Below are 22,659 nucleotides of genomic sequence, written 5' to 3'. Positions count from 1 at the left end.
CCAGCCCACCCATCGTTCCAGAACAGGTCTTTATCAATCGACCGCTCGATCAATCAGCGTCAACGGGGAACAAAGCTCACTAAAATCACGATTCAAGCTGTCTCAAACCATTGACACATTCCGGAATGCTATCGGCCTCTGCCGTACATCTGTAGGGGTTGCGGGTGCGATTGTGTGTTCTCGGCTGAGGATCAGAAATATGCTCGAGAAGTGCTCAAGAAGCGACTCGAGTGGGGGCCATCGCTGTGCGATGACTGCTATGCAGTTCGGGTTGGTTTAGAGCGGGAGAGGGATCGGTTCATTGCCGCTTGGAGGGAGAGGCGGAGCGAGGTGCTCGGAGATTCTGCGGCCCTTCAACGCTGGTTGGAGGTGCTGGAAATGTTGCCGCGCTACGGCCCCCGGAAGGATTCAGCAAAGATCAGCCAGCTGCGAAAGCTGTTGGTGCGGCTCTAGCTGGTAGCGTTGGGCCTGTCAAGGCTGGCGATGCACGGCGCACAGGGAGTGAACGCGGCGAGTGTTCGATTTCCGCGGGCTTCGACACGCTCAGGGATCGACGTTCGACCGGCTCAGACCGAGGGTCGCTCGGCCCGTTAGGGTCCGCTTGCGCCAGCGGGCTGCTTCGGTAGCTGGTTGGGTGCGCGTGTTGTTGCCCACAGGGTTCTGCCCGGACCAGCAGGTGGCCAGCCAAGCGCCGTTCACCTGATCTACATCATGGACATCTAAAATTTCAGAAAATTCTGAAACTACGGAAATGGGCCATGGAGCTTCCTCCGCTTACGCAGCGTTTTGTGTTGCATTTTGGTGAGATGGGCAGCCGCTGGGGGGTCAACCGAACGGTCGGTCAGATCTATGCCTTGCTGTTCTTGTCGGCTGAGCCTATGCACGCGGACGACATAACCGAGCAGCTGGGGGTGAGCCGTTCGAACGTGTCGATGGGGCTGAAAGAGCTGCAGAGCTGGCGTCTGGTGCGATTGAGTCATCAGCCTGGCGATCGGCGCGATTACTTCAGCGCGCCAGAGGATGTCTGGCAGATCTTCGTCACCCTGGCGGAGGAACGACAACGCCGCGAGGTCGATCCAACGCTTTCAATGCTGCGTGACGCACTGCTGGAGGCACCCACCGACCCGCGCGAGCGGCGTGCGCAGGATCGGATGCGGGCGATGCATGGATTGATTGAGCAGCTGACCGACTGGTTTGCCGATGTGCGCAAGCTGTCGCCTGACACCTTGGTGCGTCTGATGGCGCTGGGAAGCAGTGTGGCGCGGTTGCTGGAGTTCAAGGATCGCTTGCGCGGGAAGAGCCGGGCATCAGATGCGGAGGGCACAGCATGAGCTTCGATCCGATTTTGCTGGCCCGACTGCAGTTCGCCGCCAATATCAGCTTCCACATCCTGTTTCCGACGATCACGATCGCACTGGGCTGGCTGCTCTTGTACTTCAAGCTGCGCTATCGGCGCAGCGCAGATCCGGCCTGGATGCAGGTGTACGGCTTCTTCGTCAAGGTCTTCGCCTTGAGTTTCGCCCTGGGCGTGGTGAGTGGAGTGACGATGAGCTTTCAGTTCGGCACCAATTGGCCGGGCTACATGATGAAGGTGGGCAATGTGGCGGGGCCGCTGCTGGCCTACGAGGTGCTGACGGCGTTCTTTCTGGAAGCCAGCTTTCTTGGCGTGATGCTGTTCGGTCGGCAACGAGTGGGCGAACGAATGCATACCTTGGCCACCTTCCTGGTGGCGTTTGGAACCAGTGCTTCTGCCTTCTGGATACTGGCGCTCAACTCGTGGATGCAGACACCGGCGGGGGTGGAGTGGGTGGAGGGGCAGGCGGTGGTCACCGACTGGTTTCAGGTCGTATTCAACCCTTCCTTTCCCTACCGTCTGGCTCATGTGTTGTTGGCTTCGGGTCTGACCTGCGCCTTTCTGGTGGCGGGTTTGTCGGCCTATCGCTGGTTGCGTGGTGATCGCGGTCGCGATGTGCGATTGGCGCTGGGCACCGGAGTCTGGCTGGCGGCCTTGTTGATCCCGGTGCAGGTTCTGGTCGGTGACATGCATGGTCTTAACACGCTGCAGCATCAGCCGGCCAAGATCGCAGCGATGGAGGGTATCTGGCACGACGAGCGCGGCGCGCCTGCCTTGCTGTTTGCCTGGCCAAATCAGGCGGAGCAGCGCAACGATTTCGCCATTGGCGTTCCCAAGCTGGCCAGCCTGATCCTCACCCATGAGCTGGAGGGTGAGATCAAGGGGCTGAGCAGTTTCCCCGACGCCACGCCACCGGTGGCGCCGGTGTTCTTTGCCTTTCGTGTCATGGTCGGTATGGGCGTCTTGATGTGGCTGCTGTCCTGGTGGGGGGCATGGCATCTGTGGCGACAGCGAAGAACAGATTCAGGTTTGCCCGGGCTGTTGATGAAACTGCTGGTTTGGATGAGTTTTTCCGGCTGGGTGGCGACCCTGGCCGGCTGGTATGTAACTGAAGTGGGTCGTCAGCCATTCATGGTGTACGGCATGTTAAGAACGGCCGAAGCCGCATCGTCGGTCCCCGGTGAGTCGATTGCACTCAGTCTGGCCTTGTATCTACTGCTCTACCTTGGTCTGCTGATTGCCTACGTGTCGGTGCTGTTCCATATGGCGGCCAAGCAGGGCAGGGCTGTGGCGAGCAGTGCGTCCCCGGAGGTGGCCCATGGATGAGATGCTGCCGCTGATTTTCGTTGTGCTGATGGGCCTGTCGATGTGGCTGTACGTGCTGCTCGATGGCTACGATCTTGGGGTGGGCATGCTGTTCGTGGCCGTGCAGCCGGGCGCTGAGCGTGATCGGATGATCGCCTCGATCGGGCCATTCTGGGATGCCAATGAAACCTGGCTGGTGCTGGGCGTTGGGCTGTTGCTGGTGGCCTTTCCGACTGCGCACGGCATCATCCTTGGCGCGCTGTACTTACCGGTGGCCATCATGCTGGTCGGCCTGATTCTGCGTGGGGTGGCGTTCGACTTTCGGGTCAAGGCGCAGGATTCAATGAAGGCCCTGTGGGACAGGCTGTTCTTTGCCGGTTCGTTGATAGCATCGCTGGCGCAGGGCTGGATGCTCGGTAGCTACGTCACCGGGTTTCGCGATGATGCCTTGGGCCTTGCGTTCTCGGCCCTGATCGCCGCCTGTGTGGCCGCAGCCTACCTATTGCTCGGCGCCGGCTGGGTGATGCTGAAAGCATCGCGAAGCCTGACCGATTTCGCCAGGATGTGGGCCAGGCGCGCCCTTTGGGGTACTGCATTGGGCATCGCTGCGGTAAGCATCGCCACGCCCTTGGTCAGCGAGCGCATCTACGACAAGTGGTTCCAACTCCCCGAGCTTCTGTTCTTGCTGCCATTGCCGCTAGGCTGTGCTGTGCTGGTGATGCTGGCAGACCGCCATCTGCGTCATGCCGGCACCAATCGCGACTGGTGGCCGTTCGCAACAGCCGTCGCCCTACTAACGCTTTGTTTCACCGGGCTGGCCTACAGCCTGTTTCCGTATCTGGTCATCGACCAGCTCACCCTGTGGCAAGCAGCCGCCAGCCCTGCCACATTGAAGATCATCTTGGTCGGGGCGGCCATCACGCTGCCGTTCATTCTCGGCTACACGGTATTTGTGTATCGGGTGTTCTGGGGCAGGCAGGAGGGATTGAGCTATGAGTAGTGCCCAGGTGCGGGTTTGGGCCTTGCGGCAGGCCGATCTGGATCGCTCGTCAGCGCGCTCGCTTCCGGTTACCATGCGCGCCATGCCCGGGTGGCGGAATCGGTAGACGCAGCGGACTTAAAATCCGCCGGTAGCAATACTGTACGGGTTCGAGTCCCGTCTCGGGCACCACAATAGGGGTTCACCCCGTCCCATCCAGTTCCGAAAAACAGCCAAAAGTGCCTGATTCTTGGCGAATTGGCGTCCTGCGCCGTTTGTCGCTGTGCCATTGCATCCCGGCCGGCTTGGGGGCATCCTTGGGGGCATATCCCCAAGCGGGGGCATATTGGGACCGCTCAGGATGGCCAACGCCACCGACAAACTGACAGCAGTCAAGCTGAAAAACCCGGCGCCGGGTCGCCATTGGGATGGTCTCGGCCTGTACCTGGAAGTGACCGAGCAGGGCGGCCGCTACTGGCGCCTCAAGTATCGCCACGCGGGCAAAGAGAAGCGGCTGGCGCTCGGCGTATTTCCCGAGGTGTCGCTCGCCGAGGCACGCGATCGGCGCGACGCGGCTCGGGCTCTGCTGCGCGATGGTGTGGATCCGGCCGAGCAACGCAAGGTTGATCGCGATGCTCAGGAGCGCGCTGCCCGTGGCACCTTTGGCGCGGTCTGGCAGGAATACATTGAGGCCAAGGCCAAGACCTGGGCGCCTGAGAGCAAGCGGAAAGCTGAGTACGTCGGCAAGACGTATCTGCTGCCCCCATTGAAACGCCGGCAAATCGCCACGCTGAATAGTCGAGAAGTCGGCGCCGTGTTGGAGAAGATGGCCGCGAATACGCCCGACCTTGCCCGGAAGGCGAAACAATACGTTAGGGGCGTGGTGAAGCAGGCCATTCGCTCCGGGCTTCGCGACGATGGTCGGCTGCTGGTGCTGGACGGGTATGTGACGGGCGAGGGTAAGGGCCACATTCCAGCCACCACAATGCCGGAAGAAATCGCGGCATTGTTGGAAGCAATCCGGGCTTATCCGGCCGAGGTGACCCGGGCCGCGCTGCTCATGTGCGCTTACACGGCGCAGCGGCCGGGCGTGGTGGCGTCGATGCGCTGGGATGAACTGGAGCTGCAGCTTGCAGAGTGGCGCATTCCAGGCGCCAAGATGAAGATGAGGAAAGCTCACATCGTGCCACTGCCGAAGCAGGCGGTGGCGCTGATTGAAGCGATGCGCGCTTACACCGCTGGCCGTGAGTACGTCTTTCCTCCCCTGGCACGACAGAGCACCCCGCATCTATCCCGAGACGCGCTGAGCAAGGCCCTGCGCATCATGGGCTTCGCTGGCAAGCACGCGACCCACGGTTTCCGCGGAATGCTGCGCACGGCCGGCAGGGAGCGCCTGGGCATCGATTCAGACGTGCTGGAGGCGCAGCTTGCTCATGCCAAGCGCGGCGACGTGGCAAAGGCATATGACAGAACCGAATTCACCGAAGAGCGCAGGCGAGCCATGCAACGCTGGGCGGACTGGCTCGACGGTTTGAACAAGCCGGCATCGGTAACCCCGATTGGCCGCAAGAGATCCCGGGCGACCGGGTAACGCGCCGCCCTGGGGTGGTTACGACACCCCAAGGCGACGACTTCCACTCACGTTCCAGGAGAACGCAAATGGCAACTGAAGAGAATACACAGCAACCCCCAGTGGTGGCCCTCAATTACGGCGATCGGATGATTCCTCTGTCCATTGACTCGATTCACGACGACGTAGGCACTGACCTGAACAACGCGCTGACCGCCGCAGCCGCAGTGTCAAACGCGCTGTTCCATCGCGTCTCGTTTATGGACGCAGCCACCTGCGATGCCGCAGAGGTCCAAGACCTGCAGGCTCTGACCTTGGCAGGCACGATGCTGAGCGGGCTTGCTCAAGCCTTCAACGACCACTTGAGGAACCAGTCATGAAGCGCCAGACAAACAAGGGGCTTAAGCTGGCCGGCATGCCGCTGGCTATTGTTTACGTAAACGGCGAATGGCGCCCCGTCATTCGTGCGCTGCATCGGTTTCCAGAAGGTCCCGAGGTAGGCGTGATGGGACGCGTAGAGGATTTGAAGCCTCCGCAGCGCCGAAAGGTCCAAGCGTGGATCGATCGGCTGAAGCCTGCGCGCGGCTAGTGTCAGCCAAAAAGCCAACCACGAAACGCCCCGCCAAAGCGGCGGGGCTTCCAAGGGGCTTGGAAGCCCCTTCTGTGCGCACTCGAATGACACCCGAGGAACTACAGCTGATCGGCGGACTGGCAGCCCATCCGATTGCGTTGGCCCTGCGTGGGGACTCACGGGCGGCGGCCGATGTTCTGAGAGAAGCGGCCGAGTTGATCGAAGAGGGATACGCACTCCCTAAGCCCATCGCGCAATTCATCGCCGGTAGGCTTCGCCATGTGGCTGATGCGCCATTTCATAACAAGCTGCTCACGCGGACGCCAGCGCAAGCGCGAGCCGATGGCAAGCACTGGCGACTCCACAATGAAGCGCAGGAAGCGTGGCATGCAATTCAGCGCGCACCGCACGGATCGAAATACGAAGAGCTACAAGCACAAGCCGAGCGATTGAAGATCACTGATCGTGAATTGCGAGATCGATTCCGCAGATATGGCTTCAAGTCATGGTAGGGAACCTACCGAACACGCGTGAGGTGCATTTCTTCGCGCTCTGATCAGTAACAGTATCTGTATCGCCAACCGATTGGCCGCCCCGGCATCCACCGGGACGAATCCAAAGAGGAAAGAGCGATGCAAACTCACCCGAACAAACAGCCGATTGTCTGGCTGAGACTCTCCGACCTGATACAGCAACGCCGCCGCGGCCGATCGAGCCTATATCGCGATGTTGCTCAGGGCCTTCTCCCGCCCCCTGTACGTGTCGCAGCCAACACCAGCGCGTGGCCCGCCCACGAACTCGGCGAGATCGACAAGGCGCGCCTTGCTGGCGCAGACGATGAAGCCATTCGCGCGTTGGTGGCAAATCTGGTGGCAGCTCGAAAGGTGGCCGCATGAACGCCACTGCCATGCGCAACCCGGAGCCACTACACCAGCAAATCGGCTCAGCCTGCGATGCCATGGATCGGCTGCCAATCGCTTGCCGCTCCTGGCGCGTGTTTGCTCCCAAACCGGCCGCTATCGATGAGGTGATCAGGCAGCTGGACGGCCTTAGTCGTGGCCTGCGTGAGTTGAAGGCAGCTCTCTCTGACACGAGGGGGGCGCAATGACGCATGCCAACACCGGAACGCAATCGAGCCAAAGTAACAGGAAGGGGAAAGCTTCCGCCCTTTGCAGCCATTCCGCGTCACATCCTGGAATCACCCGAGTTCGGATCGCTGAGTGGAAATGCAGTGAAACTGCTAGTCGAGCTGTTGGGGCAATTCCGGGGAGGGAACAACGGCGACCTGCAGTTGGCGTGGCGATTCATGAGCAACCGAGGCTGGAAGAGCAAGGGAACCCTCCACAGCGCCAAGTCGGAACTGATCGAGCACGGTTGGCTAATCTGTACGCGGCAGGGCGGAAAGCATCGGCCGAGTTTGTTCGCAATCAGCTGGCTACCAATCGACGAGTGCAAGGGCAAACACGACGTGCTCCCCGAATCGACGGCTTCCAATCTGTGGAAGAAAACGCAAACGCAGGTCGCTATTCGGGCCAATCAGCCCGCTATTCGGGCCAATCGACATTAAGGACGCTTCACCACAACAACCGATTGGCCCGATATTCGTACCAATCAGCGAGTTTTCTGCGCCTTTTGGGTTCGCTATTTGTACTGCTTTATAGATATACCAGGGCGAAGCCCGCTGTTCTGCTCTTCTGCTCTTGCTCTACCCGCTCTTCTGCACTGCTACACCCGAGCGGCGAGCACTCTCATGCAAGCTGTAACGCTCCAAGCGTAACAACGGCGTCACTCGAAGCGTTACGCGTTACGTCACGCGCCATTGCACCAAGAGCATCAGTACAACAGCTGCACCACATGATGGAAGCCTTCGAGAAGGCTTACCGGAAGCCTTCCACGGCTACTGCTAGCACTGCGCTAGCGTGCCAGCGGCACCCGCTTGGCACCCTTCTGGCAGCTCCGCGCCTGAGTGAGGTGAAGGCATGAAGCGCGGGCTCACCAACACCACCCGTTGCGCCTGCTGTGGTCGTCTCATGTCGATCGCCAAGATGGGCAAGCGCAGGTATTGCCGCACACGTTGCCAGATCGAGGCCAATCGACGGCCAAGGAGGCGGCAATGACCGCCCGCAGCGATTCAGCAGCACGCCGGCACCTAGAGCGACACCTTCGCCAACTTGGGCATGCGCGCGGCTACGTGAAGCGACTGGCGACACTGCTACCCATACGTGAGGTGAGGAAGCTCCTGCCGCTGTGGCGTCGGGTGCTGGCCGCTACAGGCCGCATGCCGACCGATGGGCTGGCAGATCCGACGCGGACGGCGAGCGAGACCGAAGCGGACCGGGGGCGGGGTCAGAACTTCACAGCCAGTCCCTGCGATACGACGCCGACCCTTCGCATGCACAAAACGGAGAACTGAAATGCAGTTGAGACCGAAGAAACCGAACCCACCGGGGCACCTGGCCGACGCTGGCCGGAAGCTCTGGCGCGACGTAGTGGCGGAATACGCCGTTGCCGACGCTGCTGGCCTGCAGCTGCTCGCACGTGCGGCCGAATGCCTGGACCGGATACGCGCGGCGCAGGCAGCGATAGCCAAGCATGGCGAAGTGGTCACCGATCGCTATGGGGCGCCTAAGTTGAACCCCGCGTGCAATCTGGAGAAAGACGCGCGCAATGGCTTCCTGGCCGCCATCAAGGCACTGAACCTCGACATTGAACCGCTACGCGACCGACCCGGCCGCCCTGGAGGATGGTAATGGCAACCAAACGTTCCCGCGTCATGCGCCACACAACCGACTTGATCACCGAAGAAGCGGTGACGGCCTTCATCGCAGGCGACGATACTCGGCTTCGCTCTGCACTTCGGCTGCGTCCCTGGGAAGCGTCACCGCTTGATGCTGACGGCGATTGCCCTTGGCCTGCTAGTTCCGCCGCGGCTCAGAGTTGGCCGAAGGCTGTAGAGCTGCGCAGAGCGCTACAGGAGGCCAGTCGATGACCACCAAGCGCCGACGCATCACCCGGCAGCGCGTTGGTCCTGGTGCGCTGTCTGAGGCCCTTGCCGCATGGAACGCCGGCCTGCCACCGCTTGAGCGCGAGCCGGACAATGCAGAGCGCGAACAGATCAGCCACGCGGTCTATGGGTTAAGCGAATTCGAAGTGATACCGGCCGACAAACAGCCGCATTTGTACGAGTGGCGCCGATGGGCAACCGAAAGGAAAAGCGCATGAAGAGTGCAGACGAAATCGACCGCGCGAAGTTCGAAACCGCAGTTCGAACAACGCGCCTTTTCTTGGCTCGCCTGCAGCAACACTGCGAACCGGAAGTGGCTCAGCTGGCACTGTGGACGGTCGCACTTGAGGCCGGGGAAATCGACGTGGGGCGCGAGCAATTGTCCGTCTGGCTGTCAGACCTTTCTGCCCGACTAAACGCGGAGATTCGACAAGAGAACACAACGCAATAACGCGGTACAATTGAGGTGCAGCTTCGGCTCTGCGAGAGGCAGTCCGAAGCAAAACAGCTGACGAGCTGGCAGCCCAGAGCTACGAGACGTAGCAGGCAGCGGAAAACGGCCCGAGCCACGGGAGGTGGCCAGCGCTAATGCCGTGCAAGAACGTTTCCCAAACGGGCACAGGCCCGAACATCACATTTGTGCGCAGCAGCGCCGCATCTGTGCGCCTGCGCGGAGGAAACGACTATGGGTATCAACGAACAGATTCACCAATTGCTCGCCGATCAGGGCGAAGCATTCACTCAATTCAAAGACACGTTCTCGCAGCGACTAGAGAGGCTGGAGCTACGCGTAGACACCCCGGGGAACCCCGCAGCCAGCAAGGGCGGCATTCCCCGCACTGACCACGTGAAGGCCTTTGAGCGCTTCCTGCGCGATCCACGCGGTGCACAGGCACGTGCGGAACTCGAAGAGGTGCAGGCCAAGGCGGCAAGCCTGGGAACGCTCGCCAGCGGCGGCTATGCGGCGCCCGAGGAACTGGCCCGCGAAGTAGCCAAACGCATGCGCGACCTGTCTCCTATCCGCCGGCTGGCGCGTGTGGTGACGGTATCGAGCGCTGACTTCCGCATGCTGGTGAACATCAACGACGCGGCCAGCGGCTGGGTCGGGGAAGACGCCACCAGCGGCAATCGAAGCGCCACTGAGAACGCACAGCTTGGCGAAGTGCGGCCGACCTTCGGCACGGTCTACGCTTACCCGAAGGCAACCGAAGAACTGGTGGCGGATGCGGCATTCGACATTGCCACCTGGTTTATCGAGTCAAGCGCTGAAGAACTGGCGATTGCGGAAAATGCGGCATTCGTGAGCGGCAACGGCACGAACAAGCCGACGGGCTTCCTTACCGGCTCGCCGAGCAGCGCCAGCGACACCGACAGCCCGGCGCGATCGTTTGGAACGCTCCAGTACGTCCCCACGGGCGTCGCTGGCGCCTTCCCCTTCGATCAGCAGGGCTCGCCCCCTGGCAACCCGGGCGACGTGCTCTACGACACCATCTACGCGCTTCGGGCACCGTACCGACAGAACGCAGTGTGGCTGATGAACTCGGCCACCGCGGGAACTGTGCGTAAGTGGAAGGATGCAGACGGCCGCTACCTGTGGACCGATCGACTCGACATGGGTCAGCCGCCATTGTTGTGCGGATACCCGGTCGTGACCGACGAGAGCATGCCGGACATTGGGAGCAATACGTTCCCGATGGCATTTGGTGACTGGCGCCGCGGCTATCTGATCGCCGATTCGTTCGGCCTTCGCGTGACCCTCGACGACAACATCACCACCCCGGGCCAAGTGAAGCTCTACGTTCGGAAGCGTGTCGGCGGAAAGATCCTCGACGACAACGCAATCAAGCTGATCAAGTGCGCAGCGAGCTAACCGGCTGAAATCGTGGCGGGGTGTTGCTCCCCCGCCACGCTACGCAGGTCAACTCCTGGCCTGCGGCTCGCCAGCCGGCGGTGCGAGCGAAGTAAACACCGGCAGCCAGTGTGGGGGCCTAGGGAGGCTTCGAGCTGGCCGAGGCCCCGCGTGATGCGGGGCGTCGTCACTTCCAACTGCAGATGCCTGCATTTGACCATGATTGACGTCAAATGCCATTCGCGCTGGTGCGAGTGACTTTTTCACGCACGCCTGTCCAGACAAGAAGCTCAGCAAGAGGCTAAATTGTCCTGAAACAGAGCGACAGGGGAATCCTATGCGGCTTGCTAAGGTCAGCGTCTCAAACTATCGCAGCGTGATCGATGAGACTTCATTCGAGGTCGAAGATGGCAAGACAATTCTCGTTGGCGCAAACGAGGCTGGAAAAACAGCGATTTTGCAGGCAATCCAGCATCTAAATCGCCCGCCCGAGGTTGAGAAACTTAACCCGCTTCGCGATTTTCCGCGGTCTCGTTATCACCTGATTCGCACCAAGGTGGTCAATCCTGATCAAACACTCGTCGTGAAGGGTTGGTTCAAGCTCGAAGACGGTGACCAAGATGAACTGCCTTCCGGTTTTGAGAATGCGACTTATTGGATTGAGCGGTATGCCTCAGATCGCGTTGCTCACGGGGTTGAGGGCGGTCCCCCCAGGCCCACCGTGCGGGGCCTTTCCAACGATATCACGCGATTGCTTGCCCATGTCAGGAGGGCAGGATTCGACGAGGAAACAGCGGCCAAACACGAAGCAGCTGCCGCCGCGTTGGAGAAGCTCTATTCGAGTTGGTCTCCGAACTTCTACTTGACCGAAGAACAAGGCAATTCGCTGTTGCAGCATCTTAATGCTGTCCTGCCATTGGTTGACGAAAGCGTTAAGGCTGAGGAAGAGCGGCACGATCGTTTGGTCGACGCTTGTAGCGGCCCAAAGCGACATAACCAAGCTCTGTCGGCGTTGCGTGACCTGTGTCCTGTCTTCGTCCTATTCAACAACTATTTTCGAGTAAGGCCCAGGATTCAACTCGACCATCTGGCTGCTCGGATTGAGCAGAAGTCTCTGGACGACGACTACTACGACTACGGCAACCAATGCCTCTTAAAGTTGCTCGGGTTCACTGCTCGAGAGTTGTCAAACCTAGCGTCGGCCGAACGACCGAACGTCAACGATGCGGGGGCCGTCGCAAAGTACCAAGAAAAGCTAGACGAGCGTCACTACCAATTGAATGCCGCCAGCGTTCGTCTGACCGATGAGATTCGGCACATTTGGGCCCCTGACGAAAGCCGCGGCGAGGCCGCAAAGGTGAGAATCGTTTCAGATGGTCAATACCTGAAGTTGGTGGTGGAAGATTCGATCGGAGTTGAAGTAGAGCTCGATCAGCGATCAGAAGGCTTCCAATGGCTGGTTTCATTCTTCGTCGTGTTCTTCGCCGAAGCAGCCGACAAGCACGATAATGCGGTGCTCTTGTTGGATGAGCCCGGGATGAGCCTTCACGGACTCAAACAGCGAGAATTTCGTAACACGCTGTCTCGCTTGGCCGAAAACAACCAAACCATCTACACCACTCACTCTCCGTTTCTTGTGGGGCCCGATGAGCTTGACTTGGTGCGCGTGGTCGAAATGAAGGATCGGAACCAAGGCACCAAAGTAAGTGTGACTGTTGCAGCATCTGATTCTCCGGCGTTGCTTCCGCTTCAAGAAGCGCTTGGCTACGATATGGCGCAGAGCCTTTTTGCCCAACAGCGGAACTTGGTGGTTGAAGGACTGACCGACTATTGGTACGTGGATGCCATGTCTGCTTTGCTCTCGGATGCAGGCGAAAAGGCACTGGATGCGAAATGTGCCTTGGTCCCAGCAGGAAATGCGGGCAAGGTCGTCTACTTCGCTACTATCCTTCATGCACACAAACTAAAAGTTGCGGCGCTACTGGATTCCGATGCTGCCGGTGATCAAGCCGCCAAGCAGGAAACGCTGATTCATACTTTGGGCCAGAAGGCGATCATGCGAACCAAGGACTTCTACTCAGGCCTCGTCACGAGCGTCGAGATCGAGGACTTGTTGCGAGAGTCTCTGATTGATGTCGCGAAGTCTGAACTTGGCTGGGATGTGCAGGCTGCCGCTGCCGCCGCCCCTGCTCGTTGCATCGTTGACGTGTTCGACAAGAACGTTGCTAACTTCAGCAAGTACAAGCTTGCCAAAGCGTTCCTGCGATGGGTGCGCCAAAACGACGCTACGAGCCTGAGGACTCATGAGCGTGAGGCATTTGTCGCGCTGTTTGCTCACGCCAACAAAGTGCTCAAGTGACTGATTGCCAGACACATAGTGGAGGGTTGCTTTCAATGGGGCGCGCAATTTATCGATTCAGCAGGGCGGATACGCTAGAGGGTTTCTTGAGTGCTTCATCCTTGGCTACGGATGCTCGCAACTTGGCGAACGCTTGGTTTCATGACGGCGTAAATCGAAGGTTCAACATCATCACGCAGCCAGATGATGGCCAGTTTATGGACGTCGAGTTGATTTGGGATGACACCGACGCTGACGCGGGCGAGTCGCTAGATAGACACTTGAAGAGGCACGGTGTGCAGCGGCAATACTTACCGAACTATCCCCAATAATCAGGCTATCGCGGGGTTGCAAGGGTGGGGGCACATGCGGGGGCATATTGAGAAATGGTGTCATTTAAATGGCTTAGAAGAGCCATTTGGAGCGGTTGTTCGAGTCCCGTCTCGGCACCACAGGTGTCAGAAGAGAACCGAGCGTCGGCGTCCGATCGGCGCCGACGCCGGTAACACGCATTACTCGTCGAAGTCGAACTCGATGACTACGCCTTCTTCGCAGAAGTCGATGGAGTCGGAGTAGGCGACGTAGCCCTCCTCGAAGGTGGCGCGAAATCGCCATTCGCAGTTGCTGTCGTCGGTGCTCTCGTCCCAGACCAGCACGGCTGACTCCTCGGCTGGAATGCCGCTGCCGATATCAAAGGGCGCCCAGGATTCACCATCCTCGGATACCTCGATTCTGACAATGTCCTGGTCTGAGTTGTTGGAAACGGTGAATCGATAGTCATCTGCGATGGCCGGACTGAACATGGCCAGTGCGAGGCAGTAGGCAAGCAATCGTCGCGACATCTGAGCACTCCGTAGCGCAAGAGCGGCGCGCCAAGCCGAGGGTGAAGGGCGTGGCCGAAGCATACGACCAAACCCCGTCGGCGATACGTGCAGGTGCCGGAGAGTTCGGCACCCCTTGCCTCCCGGGCGGGACGTGGCAGGATAGGGCGGGCTGCCAACGGGGGGTATATGCCGCATTCACGCTATTGGACCTGGCTGAGTTTTGTATTGGCCGCACTGGCGCTGGGCGCATGGGCGCTGGTGAGCTACCCGCCGGCCGGCTGGTGGGCGTTGCTGCTGGCGATTCCGGCGTCGATTGGTACGCTGGATGTGATCCAAACCAGAAGTTCAGTGCGACGGAACTATCCGTTGCTGGCGCATTTCCGCTTCATGTTTGAGGCGATTCGGCCGGAGATCCGACAGTATTTTCTTGAGAGCGATACCGAGGAGTTGCCGTTCTCACGGGTTCAGCGGGCGATTGTGTATCAACGCGCGAAGAATACGCTGGACAAGCGCCCGTTCGGAACGCAACTCGATGTGTATGCCCAGCGCTACGAGTGGATCAATCATTCGATGGTGCCGAGCGAGATCGAGTCGCATGATTTTCGCGTGCTGGTGGGCGGCGACCAATGCAAGCAGCCCTATTCCTGCAGCGTGTTCAATATCTCAGCGATGAGTTATGGCGCGTTGTCGTCGAATGCCATTCTGGCATTGAATGAGGGTGCGAAGAACGGCCGCTTCTATCACGACACCGGCGAGGGCTCGATTTCGCGCTATCACCGCGAGCGCGGTGGCGACCTGATGTGGGAGATTGGCTCGGGCTATTTTGGATGCCGCGACGACAAGGGCCAATTCTCGCCCGAACGCTTTCGCGAGAACGCCGTGCTCGACCAGGTCAAGATGATCGAGATCAAGCTGTCACAAGGTGCCAAGCCAGGGCACGGAGGTGTGTTGCCTGGGGCAAAAGTGACCGAGGAGATTGCCGCGGCGCGCGGTGTTCCGCTCGGCGTCGACTGCATTTCGCCGCCCAGCCATTCGGCGTTCTCGACGCCACGTGGGTTGCTGGAGTTTGTTGCTCAGCTGCGCGAACTTTCCGGTGGCAAGCCGGTAGGGTTCAAGCTGGCGATTGGCCACCCCTGGGAGTGGTTTGCCATCGCCAAGGCGATGCAGGTCACCGGCATCGCGCCTGATTTCATCATCGTTGACGGTGCTGAAGGCGGCACCGGCGCGGCGCCGCTTGAGTTCACCAATCACGTCGGTGCGCCCCTGGTCGAGGCCCTGTTGCTGGTTCATAACACCTTGGTCGGATTGAATCTGCGCGGCAAGATCCGCATCGCCGCGGCCGGCAAGGTCATTACGGCATTCGACATCGCTCGCACCATCGCCCTGGGGGCCGACTGGTGCAATGCCGCGCGCGGGTTCATGTTTGCTCTGGGTTGCATTCAGTCGCAAAGCTGCCATACCAGCAAATGCCCCACCGGCGTGGCGACACAGGACCCGGGCCGTGCGCGTGCGCTGAATGTGCCGGACAAGGCGAAGCGGGTGGAGTTGTATCACCAGAACACCTTGAAGGCGCTGAAGGAATTGCTTTCGGCCGCGGGTCTGGAGCACACCGACCAACTGGGGCCCGAGCACGTGATTCGACGCATTTCCACTACCGAAGTGCGTTCGTTGGCCACCTTGTATCAGTGGACCCGCAGCGGAGAACTGTTGAGCGGCACTCCCGATCACCCGGTGTTCAAGGTGTTCTGGGAAACCGCCAGCCCCGACAAGTTCAGCGCTCCGCCTTCGGTGTTGACCTTGCGTACCAGCAAGCAGCGATAGCCGTCGGGCCGACCGGGTCTCATCCGGCCGGCTGTCACAGTAGAATTGCCCGGTTCCCCAGCCAGAGGCAGCTCACGTGGCCACCATCAAGCAGGAAGACTTCATCCAGAGCATCGCCGATGCCTTGCAGTACATCAGCTACTACCATCCGGTGGATTACATCCAGGCCTTGGCGGCGGCCTATGAGCGCGAGGAATCGCCCGCTGCGCGCGACGCGATGGCGCAGATTCTGATCAACTCGCGCATGTGTGCGGAAGGGCGTCGACCGATCTGCCAGGACACCGGCATCGTCAATGTGTTCCTGAAGATAGGCATGAACGTGCGCTTCGAGGGCGAGCGCTCAATCGATGATCTGGTCAATGAGGGCGTGCGCCGCGCCTATCTGCATCCTGATAACAAGCTGCGTGCCTCGGTGCTGGCTGATCCTGCCGGTAAGCGCAAGAACACGCAGGACAATACGCCGGCGGTGATCAGCATCGAGCTGGTGCCCGGGGACAAGGTTGTGGTCGACGTTGCAGCCAAGGGCGGCGGCTCCGAGGCGAAGTCAAAGTTTGCGATGCTCAACCCTTCCGATTCGATTGTTGACTGGGTAATGAAGACGGTGCCGACCATGGGCGCCGGCTGGTGTCCGCCCGGCATGCTCGGTATCGGCATTGGCGGCACCGCGGAGAAGGCCATGCTGATGGCCAAGCAGGTGCTGATGGATCCGGTGGATATTCAGGACCTGATTGCGCGTGGACCGAGCAATCGCGTAGAGGAACTACGCCTCGAACTGTTCGACAAGGTCAACTCGCTTGGCATTGGCGCGCAGGGTTTGGGCGGGTTGACTACGGTGCTCGACGTCAAGATCAGGGATTTTCCCAGCCACGCGGCCAATCTGCCGATCGCCATGATTCCGAACTGCGCCGCCACCCGCCACGCGCACTTCACTCTGGATGGCTCAGGGCCGGCGCATCTGGAGCCGCCGTCGCTCGAGCATTGGCCGAAACTTACTTACGACGCTGGTGCCGGCAAGCAGGTCAACTTGGATACCGTTACCGCTGAACAGATCGCTGCGTGGAAGCCCGGCGATGTGCTGTTGTTGAACGGCAAGATGCTGACCGGCCGCGATGCTGCACACAAACGCATGGTGGATATGCTGAACCGCGGCGAGAAGCTACCCGTGGATCTGAAAGGACGCTTCATCTACTACGTCGGCCCGGTCGACCCGGTGCGCGAAGAAGTGGTGGGGCCGGCCGGACCGACCACAGCAACGCGGATGGACAAGTTCACCGAGCAGGTGCTGGCAGAGACCGGCTTGATGGGCATGATCGGCAAGGCCGAGCGCGGCCCGCTGGCGATCGAAGCGATCAAGAAGCATCGTTCGGTGTACTTGATCGCGGTGGGCGGCGCGGCGTATCTGGTATCAAAGGCTATTCGTGGCGCCAAGGTGGTAGCGTTCGAGGATCTCGGCATGGAAGCGATCTACGAGTTCGAGGTGAAGGACATGCCAGTGACAGTGGCGGTCGATAGCCGGGGCGACTCCGTGCACAAGTCCGGGCCGCGGGAATGGCAGGCCAAGATTGGCAAGATTCCGGTAGTGGTGGAGTAGCGGGAGGCCGATCAACTATTGAGGTTTCCGAGTTGCGGCACGGGTTGCAACTCACCGTTTCTCTCCTTTCCCTCTGCGGTAGAGGGAAAGGAGGAGAAGGGTAGGCCCAGCGACAGGCTCTCATTTCCTTTTCTCCTTCTCTCTCTCTCGGGGAAGGGGGGCTTTGCGGCGGATGTCTCGCGGTTCGGGACGATGAGTAGGTGTTCAGCCGCGCGCCTGGCTTCGTCCGATCCTCACCTCAGACTCGTTCCCCTACGGAGAGCAAAGCGTCATCTCGTCATCGCGCATGCAAGCGCGATGGCCAGGGCGCGGTCTGGGGTAGGGCTTAGTCTTCGAGTTCTTGTTATGACCAACCGCACGGCGTCCGCACCCTCATCCGCCCGTCGGGCACCTTATCCCACGGGGAATAGGCTCCGAAAAGGCTGGTTTAGCGAATCAATGGGTTACGGTGAGGGATTGCACTCAGTACCAGCGCAAGCTCTCGCCGCCATCGCGGAAGATGAAGTCGCGGGCGATCGGCGGTTCGCCCTCCAGGTCGCCCAGGGCGCCTTGGGCGATCCAGTCGTAGATGATGCCCTGCTGTTCGATGGTCAGCGGTGTACCGGCCGTGCCGGGCTGCGAGGCTGGCATGCGGGTGCCGGCGTCGGGCGTGTCGCAATTGACTTTCTGAAACAGGTAGCTAAGTTCGGGCCGACCGGGTTCGACATAGGTCGGTACGATCTTGTAGATCGCGTCGCTGCCATCATCGCTTATGTCGAAGCCACCGTCGAACTGACCCGGGTTGTGGCAGCCGCTGCAGCGGCCGCCCATGGTGTCATTGATGATCGGTTTGACATCGAGTTGCCAGTCGACGGCGAAATTGATCGGCAAACCCTGCAGATTCTGACAACCGCTGGCCGCTTCGCTGCGCTGGAACGGGAGGCACGCCCAGACACCGAGCAAGAGCACGGGCAGCGAGCGGCGCACAGAACGCAAAGCCCGGGGGTAAGCCGGGCTTTGCGTTTTCTGTCGGTGGTGCAGGTCAAACCACGCCATTCATCATCCCTGGGATGATTCTGGAGAAATTGGCGAAGGTGGGCGTGCTGGCTGGATTGGCGTTGGGGTGACCACCCAGGGTGAAGTTGTCGATGTTCGGGAACAACACGGGCAGGTCGCTGTTGCTGACACCCATCCAGCGCGCCAGGGTGGCGGCGAACTGATCGACCGCCGTGGTCGGCAGAAATTGACCGCGACTGAAGCATTCGCCCTGGGTGGCATTGACGCTGGTTGTGCCGGTGAGCGAGTTGTTCAGCACGATTTCCGGATAGCGGCCGTACATGCCGCCATTGACCGCGCCGCCGACCGCGAACTGCAGACTGCCCCAGGCGTGGTCGCTGCCGTCGCCGTTGGAGTTGAGGGTACGACCGAATTCGCTGGCGCTGAACAGAGTGACGTCGCTGGCGCGACCGATGTTCACCATCGCCTGATAGAACGCGGCTACTGCTTGCGAGACACGTTCGATCAAACGGGCGTGGCCGCTGGCTGAGTTGAGCCCGTTGATTTGATCGCTATGGGTATCCCAACCCCCCAGGCTGACGTAAAACACCTGGCGGTTGGCATTGATCGGGTTGGCCAGGGTGTTGTCGGTACTGACCTTGATGACGCGCGCGATCTGCCGCAGCCGGGTGGCCAGCGAATCACTGCTGATGGCGGCAAACGGGGTGTTCACCGGGTCGTTGGTGTCGATCGCAGAAATGGCCGGATTCAAGACCTCTTCGGCCAGACTGATGGAACGATCCAGTGTGTCGCGGAAATCATTGGTGAAGGCCTGCGGGCTGGCCGCATTCAGCAGCTCTTCCAGTGCCGCTCGACGCTGGGCCTCAGCGCGATTGCTGCTCTGACTGGCGGTCGGCGGCGGATAGTTGGAGATCTGTGTGGCCGGCGTGGACGACGAGGTCGACAGCGAGAACGGAACAAACGACTGACTGCTTGGTGTTGTGCCAATCAGGAAGCGGTTCTGGCCCGACAGGGTGATGGTGGGCGGCAATCCGCTCAGGGTGGGGATCTGCGCGGTGTAACCGGCCACCATGCCGCCCCAGCCGCGGGTCACTGAAGTGCTGCTGCCCGAGCCGATCTGCCACAGTCGGGTCTGGTCGTTATGCGAGTACAGCTGCGGCGGGCGGAAGTTGTTGTAGTTGGCCCGTGTCACCGGCGCAATCAGAGTGCCCATGTTGTTGACGAAGGCGAGTCGCCCCTGGTCGTACAGCGTCTTCAGTTCAGGCGCAAACGGATTGAGACCGTATTGACCACCGGCGATGGACAGTGAGGCAGGCAGGGTCTGGCCATTGATGAAGCCGCTGCCGCTGTGATGCGGAAACGCCAGGCCACCAAGATTGCTTGAGGTGTTGTGCAGGCCGTTGCGTGCTGCCACGTAGCGGCCGTGCGCCGCAACGTTGCCAGGAAGCAGCAGATTCCAGGCGTCGTTGCCGCCGGACAGGAACAGGCATACCAGTGCCTTGTAGCCCGGCTGCGGTGTGCCAGCGAGCGCAGTGGGAATCAGGCCGATTTGTGGAAACAGCGTGCTAAAGCCGCCGCAGGCCAGGCTGGCTGCACCCGCGCGCAGGAAGTCGCGTCGTGAATTGCGTGACATGGGGATATCTCCTTAGCGCTGAGTGTTGAACTCGGGGGCAATCAGCGCGAGGTGCAGCGTGTACAACGCTTCGCGGCGACGAGTGTTTTGCGGGTTGCTTTCGCCCAAACTGGTGGTGATGCCATCACGCAGCAGCTTGAACAGCACCGCCTTCAGTCCCGTGTTGGCGCCGCTGGCTGCATTGTTCAGGTCACCCAGGGTGCCGCTCATGCTGCCGCCAAACAGGCGCACATTGATCTTTTCGATCAAGGCCTGATCGTCGGCCGGGCTGCAGCTGGTGCCGCAGGTGCCAGCCAACTCATCCACCGCCGAGTCCGGGAAGTAGGCTCGGGTATTGGGCGGAGTGCCGGACAGCGGAGAGCTGCAGTTGTTGCTGTTGTTGCGACCGGAACACAGTTGCAGCAACAGATCATTGGCGGCCAGCACGGCGGTGCTCTCATTGACGATCTGCAGTTCGGGCGAGAACAGGCCGAGCGTGGCGATCTCGCCCGGTGCTTGGAAGTCCGGCTCGTAGAAGTTGAACACCGTGGGAGCGCCGAGCGGGCGTTGTTGATAGATGCAGTCGGGCCAGCTGCCGCCGACCGAGCCGCAGCTCATGTTGGGCCAGCGGCGATAGCCATCGGCGCGGGTGTCGCCCGAGATGGCGCCAAATGCACGCCACAGCTGCACCAGCTTGAGCATCGGCTCACGCGGCTTGCCACGATTGACCAAACCGGCGTCATTGCTCGGCGCGCTGCGCGCTTCCGGATCCATCAAGATGGCCTTGACCACCGCGAACAGGTCGCCACGGGTGCCGCTGCCGTTGTTTTCAAACACGCGGGTGACGCGCTCGATGTACTGCGGCGTTGGGTTGCTGGTCACCAGGCGCTGAATCAACTGGCGCGAGATCATCACCGCGGTGTTGGGTTCCAGGAACAGCAGATCCAGCGCAGCTTCCAGGCTGTCGTTGCAATAGTTGAGGCAGGTGTTCTTGTCAGTCTGCGGGCTGTTGACGCCGATCTCATCGCAGCGCGAAGCATTATTGCGGGTCTGGCCTGGGCTGACCTCGCTCTGGAAAATCATCAGCGTGCCGGCGATGGTGAGCTGCTTGTCCGGCCCCGGAGTGCCGCCGGGAATGTTCAGGCCCGGCGCAATCTGCACCAGCGCGCCTTGCGGCTGCACCGGGTTGGCGGTGTCATCGCCAGGCAGCTGAATGCCGGTGCGGTCGCGGCCCGTGTCGTGATAACGCGGGTAGCAGATCATCGGTTCGTAGCGGTCGGGATGAACCAGACCGCTGCGGCCATTGATATTGATGGAGCCGGGTGTTGAGAAGAAATTGCCGGTGACAAAGCTGCAGTCGCTGCCACTGCAGTTGCAGTTGCGATTGATCGGCACACCGCCGACCACGCGGTTGCCCGAGCACTGATAGCCAAGGCCGGTGAGCACGCGCGACAGCTCGGTGATCGTCTTCTGATCGTATGTCGGCTGTGGATTGCTCGGGTTGGGCAGCGGACTGAAATCGGCATCGCGCTCGATCAAGCCGATGGTAAACAGCTGCATGACTTCGCGGGCGAAGTTTTCATCCGGAGCAATCAGACCGCCGCTGGGCAGCTGATAGGCGGCGATGATCGGCTCGACCTGACCATTGTTGGTGGCATCGGAGCTGGTGCAGCTGTGATAGTCGCGCTCGTCGATCAGGGTGCCATTGCCGCTGAAGGTGTCGTCATTCAACGGTGGGCGCTGATCGTAGCAGCGCGGCGTGACCTCGAACTTGCGGTTGCGCAGGTGGGTCAGGTAGCGGCCCATCATCGGGCTGCGCGCTACAGCGCCCAACAATACCCGGAAGTTGCCCAGGGCCTCGCGAACGAGCAGATCGTTCCACTCGGCCATCATGATCGGTTCACCAGAGAGTCCGGCATCCTGATCGGACACCACGATGATCTGGCTGAGCGCCCAGGCTACCCGTTGCCGCAGCTGATCCGGCGCAGTGACGGCCACGTCGAACCAGCGGTGCAGACGGTGATTCTGCGACAGGCTGGTGTTGGCGTTGTTTTCGTTGACAGTGATCTGTTCCAGGAAGGCCCGGCTCAGAGTCGGCGGCAGGTTCTTCTGCTGTGTCAACCAGCCCTCGATATTGCTCGAAGTCAGGCTGCTGATGGTGTTCAGGGTGGCCCCGAAGGTGGCCTGATTCAGAAACCGTGAGGCTTCGGCCTGATCCTTGGGGAAATTGAATGGGGTCTCGAAACTGTCGGTGAAAACGTCCTGTGCCTGTAGTGGCCCGACGGCCAGGATCAAGCCGCCCAGGAGGGCGAGACGGGAGATGAAATTGGGCATAGTTGTCTCGTTGTTGACGGGCCTTTCACCGGTTGCGGAATGGTGATTGCCCGGGCGTCGAGGGGCTGCGAAAGCGGTCGCAGTTTGTCAAAAACGCGTGACCACTGGGTGGCAGATTCCTGCCGTTTGTCGCTGAGTGGGTTGGTAACAGCGGAAACTATCGGGTCAATTCAGTTAAACGGCATGCTAAGTGGCGGCCCGTCGTGCACTCTGTCTGTGCTTGTTTGATCAACGTCAGCCGCATGACGCAGGCGCGCTGACGGCGGCTAGCCCGGATATTTCATGCAGGGGCGCGGATGATCACCGAGGACTTTGCGTCGAGTGCAAGGCGCGACGAGCCCAAGTGGTGGGGCCCCACTTGGGCGAGATCGGGACGCAGTCCCGCGTAGCTGCGTAGCAGCCGACCGAGCATAGCGAAGGCGCAGGCTACGAAGTAGCCGTTGCTGCGTAGCAGCCGACCGAGCGTAGCGAAGGCGCAGGCTACGAAGTAGCCGTTGCTGCGTAGCAGCCG

22 protein-coding genes and 1 tRNA gene are annotated in these 22,659 nt (G+C 60.6%); 18 read left to right on the top strand and 5 right to left on the bottom strand.

The annotated features are described in order from the left end of the window. Positions 1-117: 117 nt before the first annotated feature. The 16 genes from IFO71_RS22705 (at position 118) to IFO71_RS19400 (ending at position 12,991) form a co-directional block, all read left to right on the top strand. The gene (locus tag IFO71_RS22705; RefSeq protein WP_425502922.1) at positions 118-453 is read left to right on the top strand and encodes a zinc-ribbon domain containing protein; all 336 of its coding nucleotides are present in this window, start codon (positions 118-120) and stop codon (positions 451-453) included. A 305-nt stretch (positions 454-758) separates the two neighbouring features. Then, positions 759-1,331 carry a GbsR/MarR family transcriptional regulator gene (locus IFO71_RS19470; protein ID WP_192031352.1) on the top strand — a complete coding sequence of 191 codons (573 nt, stop codon included), beginning with the start codon at positions 759-761 and terminating at the stop codon, positions 1,329-1,331. Then, positions 1,328-2,680 carry a cytochrome ubiquinol oxidase subunit I gene (locus tag IFO71_RS19465; RefSeq protein WP_192031351.1) on the top strand — a complete coding sequence of 451 codons (1,353 nt, stop codon included), beginning with the start codon at positions 1,328-1,330 and terminating at the stop codon, positions 2,678-2,680. Before IFO71_RS19470 ends, IFO71_RS19465 begins: the two co-directional genes overlap by 4 nt. Further along, entirely contained in the window at positions 2,673-3,659 is a 987-nt protein-coding gene (locus tag IFO71_RS19460; RefSeq protein WP_192031350.1) for a cytochrome d ubiquinol oxidase subunit II, read from the top strand. The genes IFO71_RS19465 and IFO71_RS19460 overlap by 8 nt, the downstream gene beginning before the upstream one ends. Before the next feature lie 84 nt (positions 3,660-3,743). Continuing rightward, positions 3,744-3,830: transfer RNA gene (locus tag IFO71_RS19455), tRNA-Leu, on the top strand. 169 nt (positions 3,831-3,999) lie between these two features. Next, positions 4,000-5,229 (top strand): tyrosine-type recombinase/integrase, encoded by a 1,230-nt coding sequence (locus tag IFO71_RS19450; protein ID WP_192031349.1) that lies wholly within the window; start codon positions 4,000-4,002, stop codon positions 5,227-5,229. A 68-nt stretch (positions 5,230-5,297) separates the two neighbouring features. Beyond that, entirely contained in the window at positions 5,298-5,588 is a 291-nt protein-coding gene (locus IFO71_RS19445; protein WP_192031348.1) for a hypothetical protein, read from the top strand. Beyond that, positions 5,585-5,797, top strand: a complete 213-nt coding sequence (locus tag IFO71_RS19440; protein WP_192031347.1) for a hypothetical protein — start codon at positions 5,585-5,587, stop codon at positions 5,795-5,797. The genes IFO71_RS19445 and IFO71_RS19440 overlap by 4 nt, the downstream gene beginning before the upstream one ends. A gap of 86 nt (positions 5,798-5,883) precedes the next feature. Beyond that, complete coding sequence (locus IFO71_RS19435; RefSeq protein WP_192031346.1) at positions 5,884-6,291, top strand: hypothetical protein; 408 nt, start codon at positions 5,884-5,886, stop codon at positions 6,289-6,291. A gap of 120 nt (positions 6,292-6,411) precedes the next feature. Then, positions 6,412-6,675 carry a helix-turn-helix transcriptional regulator gene (locus tag IFO71_RS19430; protein WP_225444797.1) on the top strand — a complete coding sequence of 88 codons (264 nt, stop codon included), beginning with the start codon at positions 6,412-6,414 and terminating at the stop codon, positions 6,673-6,675. Positions 6,676-6,890: 215 nt separating this feature from the next. Then, positions 6,891-7,346 carry a hypothetical protein gene (locus IFO71_RS19425; protein WP_192031345.1) on the top strand — a complete coding sequence of 152 codons (456 nt, stop codon included), beginning with the start codon at positions 6,891-6,893 and terminating at the stop codon, positions 7,344-7,346. An 847-nt stretch (positions 7,347-8,193) separates the two neighbouring features. After that, positions 8,194-8,529, top strand: a complete 336-nt coding sequence (locus IFO71_RS19420) for a P27 family phage terminase small subunit (protein WP_192031344.1) — start codon at positions 8,194-8,196, stop codon at positions 8,527-8,529. A gap of 235 nt (positions 8,530-8,764) precedes the next feature. Continuing rightward, positions 8,765-9,001, top strand: a complete 237-nt coding sequence (locus IFO71_RS19415) for a hypothetical protein (protein ID WP_192031343.1) — start codon at positions 8,765-8,767, stop codon at positions 8,999-9,001. Continuing rightward, on the top strand, positions 8,998-9,234 hold the full coding sequence (locus tag IFO71_RS19410) for a hypothetical protein (RefSeq protein WP_192031342.1): 237 nt from the start codon (positions 8,998-9,000) through the stop codon (positions 9,232-9,234). Before IFO71_RS19415 ends, IFO71_RS19410 begins: the two co-directional genes overlap by 4 nt. A gap of 234 nt (positions 9,235-9,468) precedes the next feature. Beyond that, positions 9,469-10,653: a phage major capsid protein gene (locus tag IFO71_RS19405; protein ID WP_192031341.1), complete on the top strand. Its 1,185-nt coding sequence runs from the start codon at positions 9,469-9,471 to the stop codon at positions 10,651-10,653. Between the two features lie 316 nt (positions 10,654-10,969). Next, the gene (locus IFO71_RS19400) at positions 10,970-12,991 is read left to right on the top strand and encodes an AAA family ATPase (protein ID WP_192031340.1); all 2,022 of its coding nucleotides are present in this window, start codon (positions 10,970-10,972) and stop codon (positions 12,989-12,991) included. Positions 12,992-13,482: 491 nt separating this feature from the next. Here IFO71_RS19400 and IFO71_RS19395 read toward each other — a convergent pair whose 3' ends face one another. Then, positions 13,483-13,812 carry a hypothetical protein gene (locus IFO71_RS19395; protein WP_192031339.1) on the bottom strand — a complete coding sequence of 110 codons (330 nt, stop codon included), beginning with the start codon at positions 13,810-13,812 and terminating at the stop codon, positions 13,483-13,485. Between the two features lie 168 nt (positions 13,813-13,980). On the opposite strand from IFO71_RS19395, the gene IFO71_RS19390 reads away from it, so the two are divergent. Together IFO71_RS19390 and IFO71_RS19385 are read left to right on the top strand one after the other, a co-directional pair. After that, complete coding sequence (locus IFO71_RS19390; protein WP_192031338.1) at positions 13,981-15,615, top strand: FMN-binding glutamate synthase family protein; 1,635 nt, start codon at positions 13,981-13,983, stop codon at positions 15,613-15,615. A 76-nt stretch (positions 15,616-15,691) separates the two neighbouring features. After that, positions 15,692-17,206, top strand: a complete 1,515-nt coding sequence (locus tag IFO71_RS19385; RefSeq protein WP_192031337.1) for a fumarate hydratase — start codon at positions 15,692-15,694, stop codon at positions 17,204-17,206. 462 nt (positions 17,207-17,668) lie between these two features. On the opposite strand, the gene IFO71_RS19380 is transcribed toward IFO71_RS19385, so the two are convergent. From IFO71_RS19380 to IFO71_RS22050, 4 genes are all read right to left on the bottom strand, one after another. Next, positions 17,669-18,241 (bottom strand): hypothetical protein, encoded by a 573-nt coding sequence (locus IFO71_RS19380; protein WP_192031336.1) that lies wholly within the window; start codon positions 18,239-18,241, stop codon positions 17,669-17,671. Then, a complete protein-coding gene (locus IFO71_RS19375) occupies positions 18,228-19,835 on the bottom strand; it encodes a DUF1501 domain-containing protein (protein ID WP_192031335.1) in 1,608 nt (535 codons plus the stop codon). The genes IFO71_RS19380 and IFO71_RS19375 overlap by 14 nt, the downstream gene beginning before the upstream one ends. Positions 19,836-19,847: 12 nt before the next feature. Beyond that, positions 19,848-22,148 carry a DUF1800 family protein gene (locus tag IFO71_RS19370; protein ID WP_192031334.1) on the bottom strand — a complete coding sequence of 767 codons (2,301 nt, stop codon included), beginning with the start codon at positions 22,146-22,148 and terminating at the stop codon, positions 19,848-19,850. A 280-nt stretch (positions 22,149-22,428) separates the two neighbouring features. Then, on the bottom strand, positions 22,429-22,659 hold a 231-nt coding region (locus IFO71_RS22050; RefSeq protein ID WP_225444796.1), incomplete at its 5' end, for a hypothetical protein.

This window comes from Pseudomarimonas arenosa, from assembly GCF_014841215.1.
Lineage (GTDB): Bacteria > Pseudomonadota > Gammaproteobacteria > Xanthomonadales > Xanthomonadaceae > Pseudomarimonas > Pseudomarimonas arenosa.
Note: the sequence above shows the minus strand (reverse complement) of the source record. Positions and strands in the feature narration are given on the sequence as shown.

What these genes read in the sequence shown, in the direction of transcription:
- IFO71_RS19470 (WP_192031352.1), top strand. Translation starts at nt 759, where the DNA reads ATGGAGCTTCCTCCGCTTACGCAGCGTTTTGTGTTGCATTTTGGTGAG.
- IFO71_RS19465 (WP_192031351.1), top strand. Translation starts at nt 1,328, where the DNA reads ATGAGCTTCGATCCGATTTTGCTGGCCCGACTGCAGTTCGCCGCCAAT.
- IFO71_RS19460 (WP_192031350.1), top strand. Translation starts at nt 2,673, where the DNA reads ATGGATGAGATGCTGCCGCTGATTTTCGTTGTGCTGATGGGCCTGTCG.
- IFO71_RS19450 (WP_192031349.1), top strand. Translation starts at nt 4,000, where the DNA reads ATGGCCAACGCCACCGACAAACTGACAGCAGTCAAGCTGAAAAACCCG.
- IFO71_RS19445 (WP_192031348.1), top strand. Translation starts at nt 5,298, where the DNA reads ATGGCAACTGAAGAGAATACACAGCAACCCCCAGTGGTGGCCCTCAAT.
- IFO71_RS19440 (WP_192031347.1), top strand. Translation starts at nt 5,585, where the DNA reads ATGAAGCGCCAGACAAACAAGGGGCTTAAGCTGGCCGGCATGCCGCTG.
- IFO71_RS19435 (WP_192031346.1), top strand. Translation starts at nt 5,884, where the DNA reads ATGACACCCGAGGAACTACAGCTGATCGGCGGACTGGCAGCCCATCCG.
- IFO71_RS19430 (WP_225444797.1), top strand. Translation starts at nt 6,412, where the DNA reads ATGCAAACTCACCCGAACAAACAGCCGATTGTCTGGCTGAGACTCTCC.
- IFO71_RS19425 (WP_192031345.1), top strand. Translation starts at nt 6,891, where the DNA reads ATGCCAACACCGGAACGCAATCGAGCCAAAGTAACAGGAAGGGGAAAG.
- IFO71_RS19420 (WP_192031344.1), top strand. Translation starts at nt 8,194, where the DNA reads ATGCAGTTGAGACCGAAGAAACCGAACCCACCGGGGCACCTGGCCGAC.
- IFO71_RS19415 (WP_192031343.1), top strand. Translation starts at nt 8,765, where the DNA reads ATGACCACCAAGCGCCGACGCATCACCCGGCAGCGCGTTGGTCCTGGT.
- IFO71_RS19410 (WP_192031342.1), top strand. Translation starts at nt 8,998, where the DNA reads ATGAAGAGTGCAGACGAAATCGACCGCGCGAAGTTCGAAACCGCAGTT.
- IFO71_RS19405 (WP_192031341.1), top strand. Translation starts at nt 9,469, where the DNA reads ATGGGTATCAACGAACAGATTCACCAATTGCTCGCCGATCAGGGCGAA.
- IFO71_RS19400 (WP_192031340.1), top strand. Translation starts at nt 10,970, where the DNA reads ATGCGGCTTGCTAAGGTCAGCGTCTCAAACTATCGCAGCGTGATCGAT.
- IFO71_RS19395 (WP_192031339.1), bottom strand. Translation starts at nt 13,812, where the DNA reads ATGTCGCGACGATTGCTTGCCTACTGCCTCGCACTGGCCATGTTCAGT.
- IFO71_RS19390 (WP_192031338.1), top strand. Translation starts at nt 13,981, where the DNA reads ATGCCGCATTCACGCTATTGGACCTGGCTGAGTTTTGTATTGGCCGCA.
- IFO71_RS19380 (WP_192031336.1), bottom strand. Translation starts at nt 18,241, where the DNA reads ATGGCGTGGTTTGACCTGCACCACCGACAGAAAACGCAAAGCCCGGCT.
- IFO71_RS19375 (WP_192031335.1), bottom strand. Translation starts at nt 19,835, where the DNA reads ATGTCACGCAATTCACGACGCGACTTCCTGCGCGCGGGTGCAGCCAGC.
- IFO71_RS19370 (WP_192031334.1), bottom strand. Translation starts at nt 22,148, where the DNA reads ATGCCCAATTTCATCTCCCGTCTCGCCCTCCTGGGCGGCTTGATCCTG.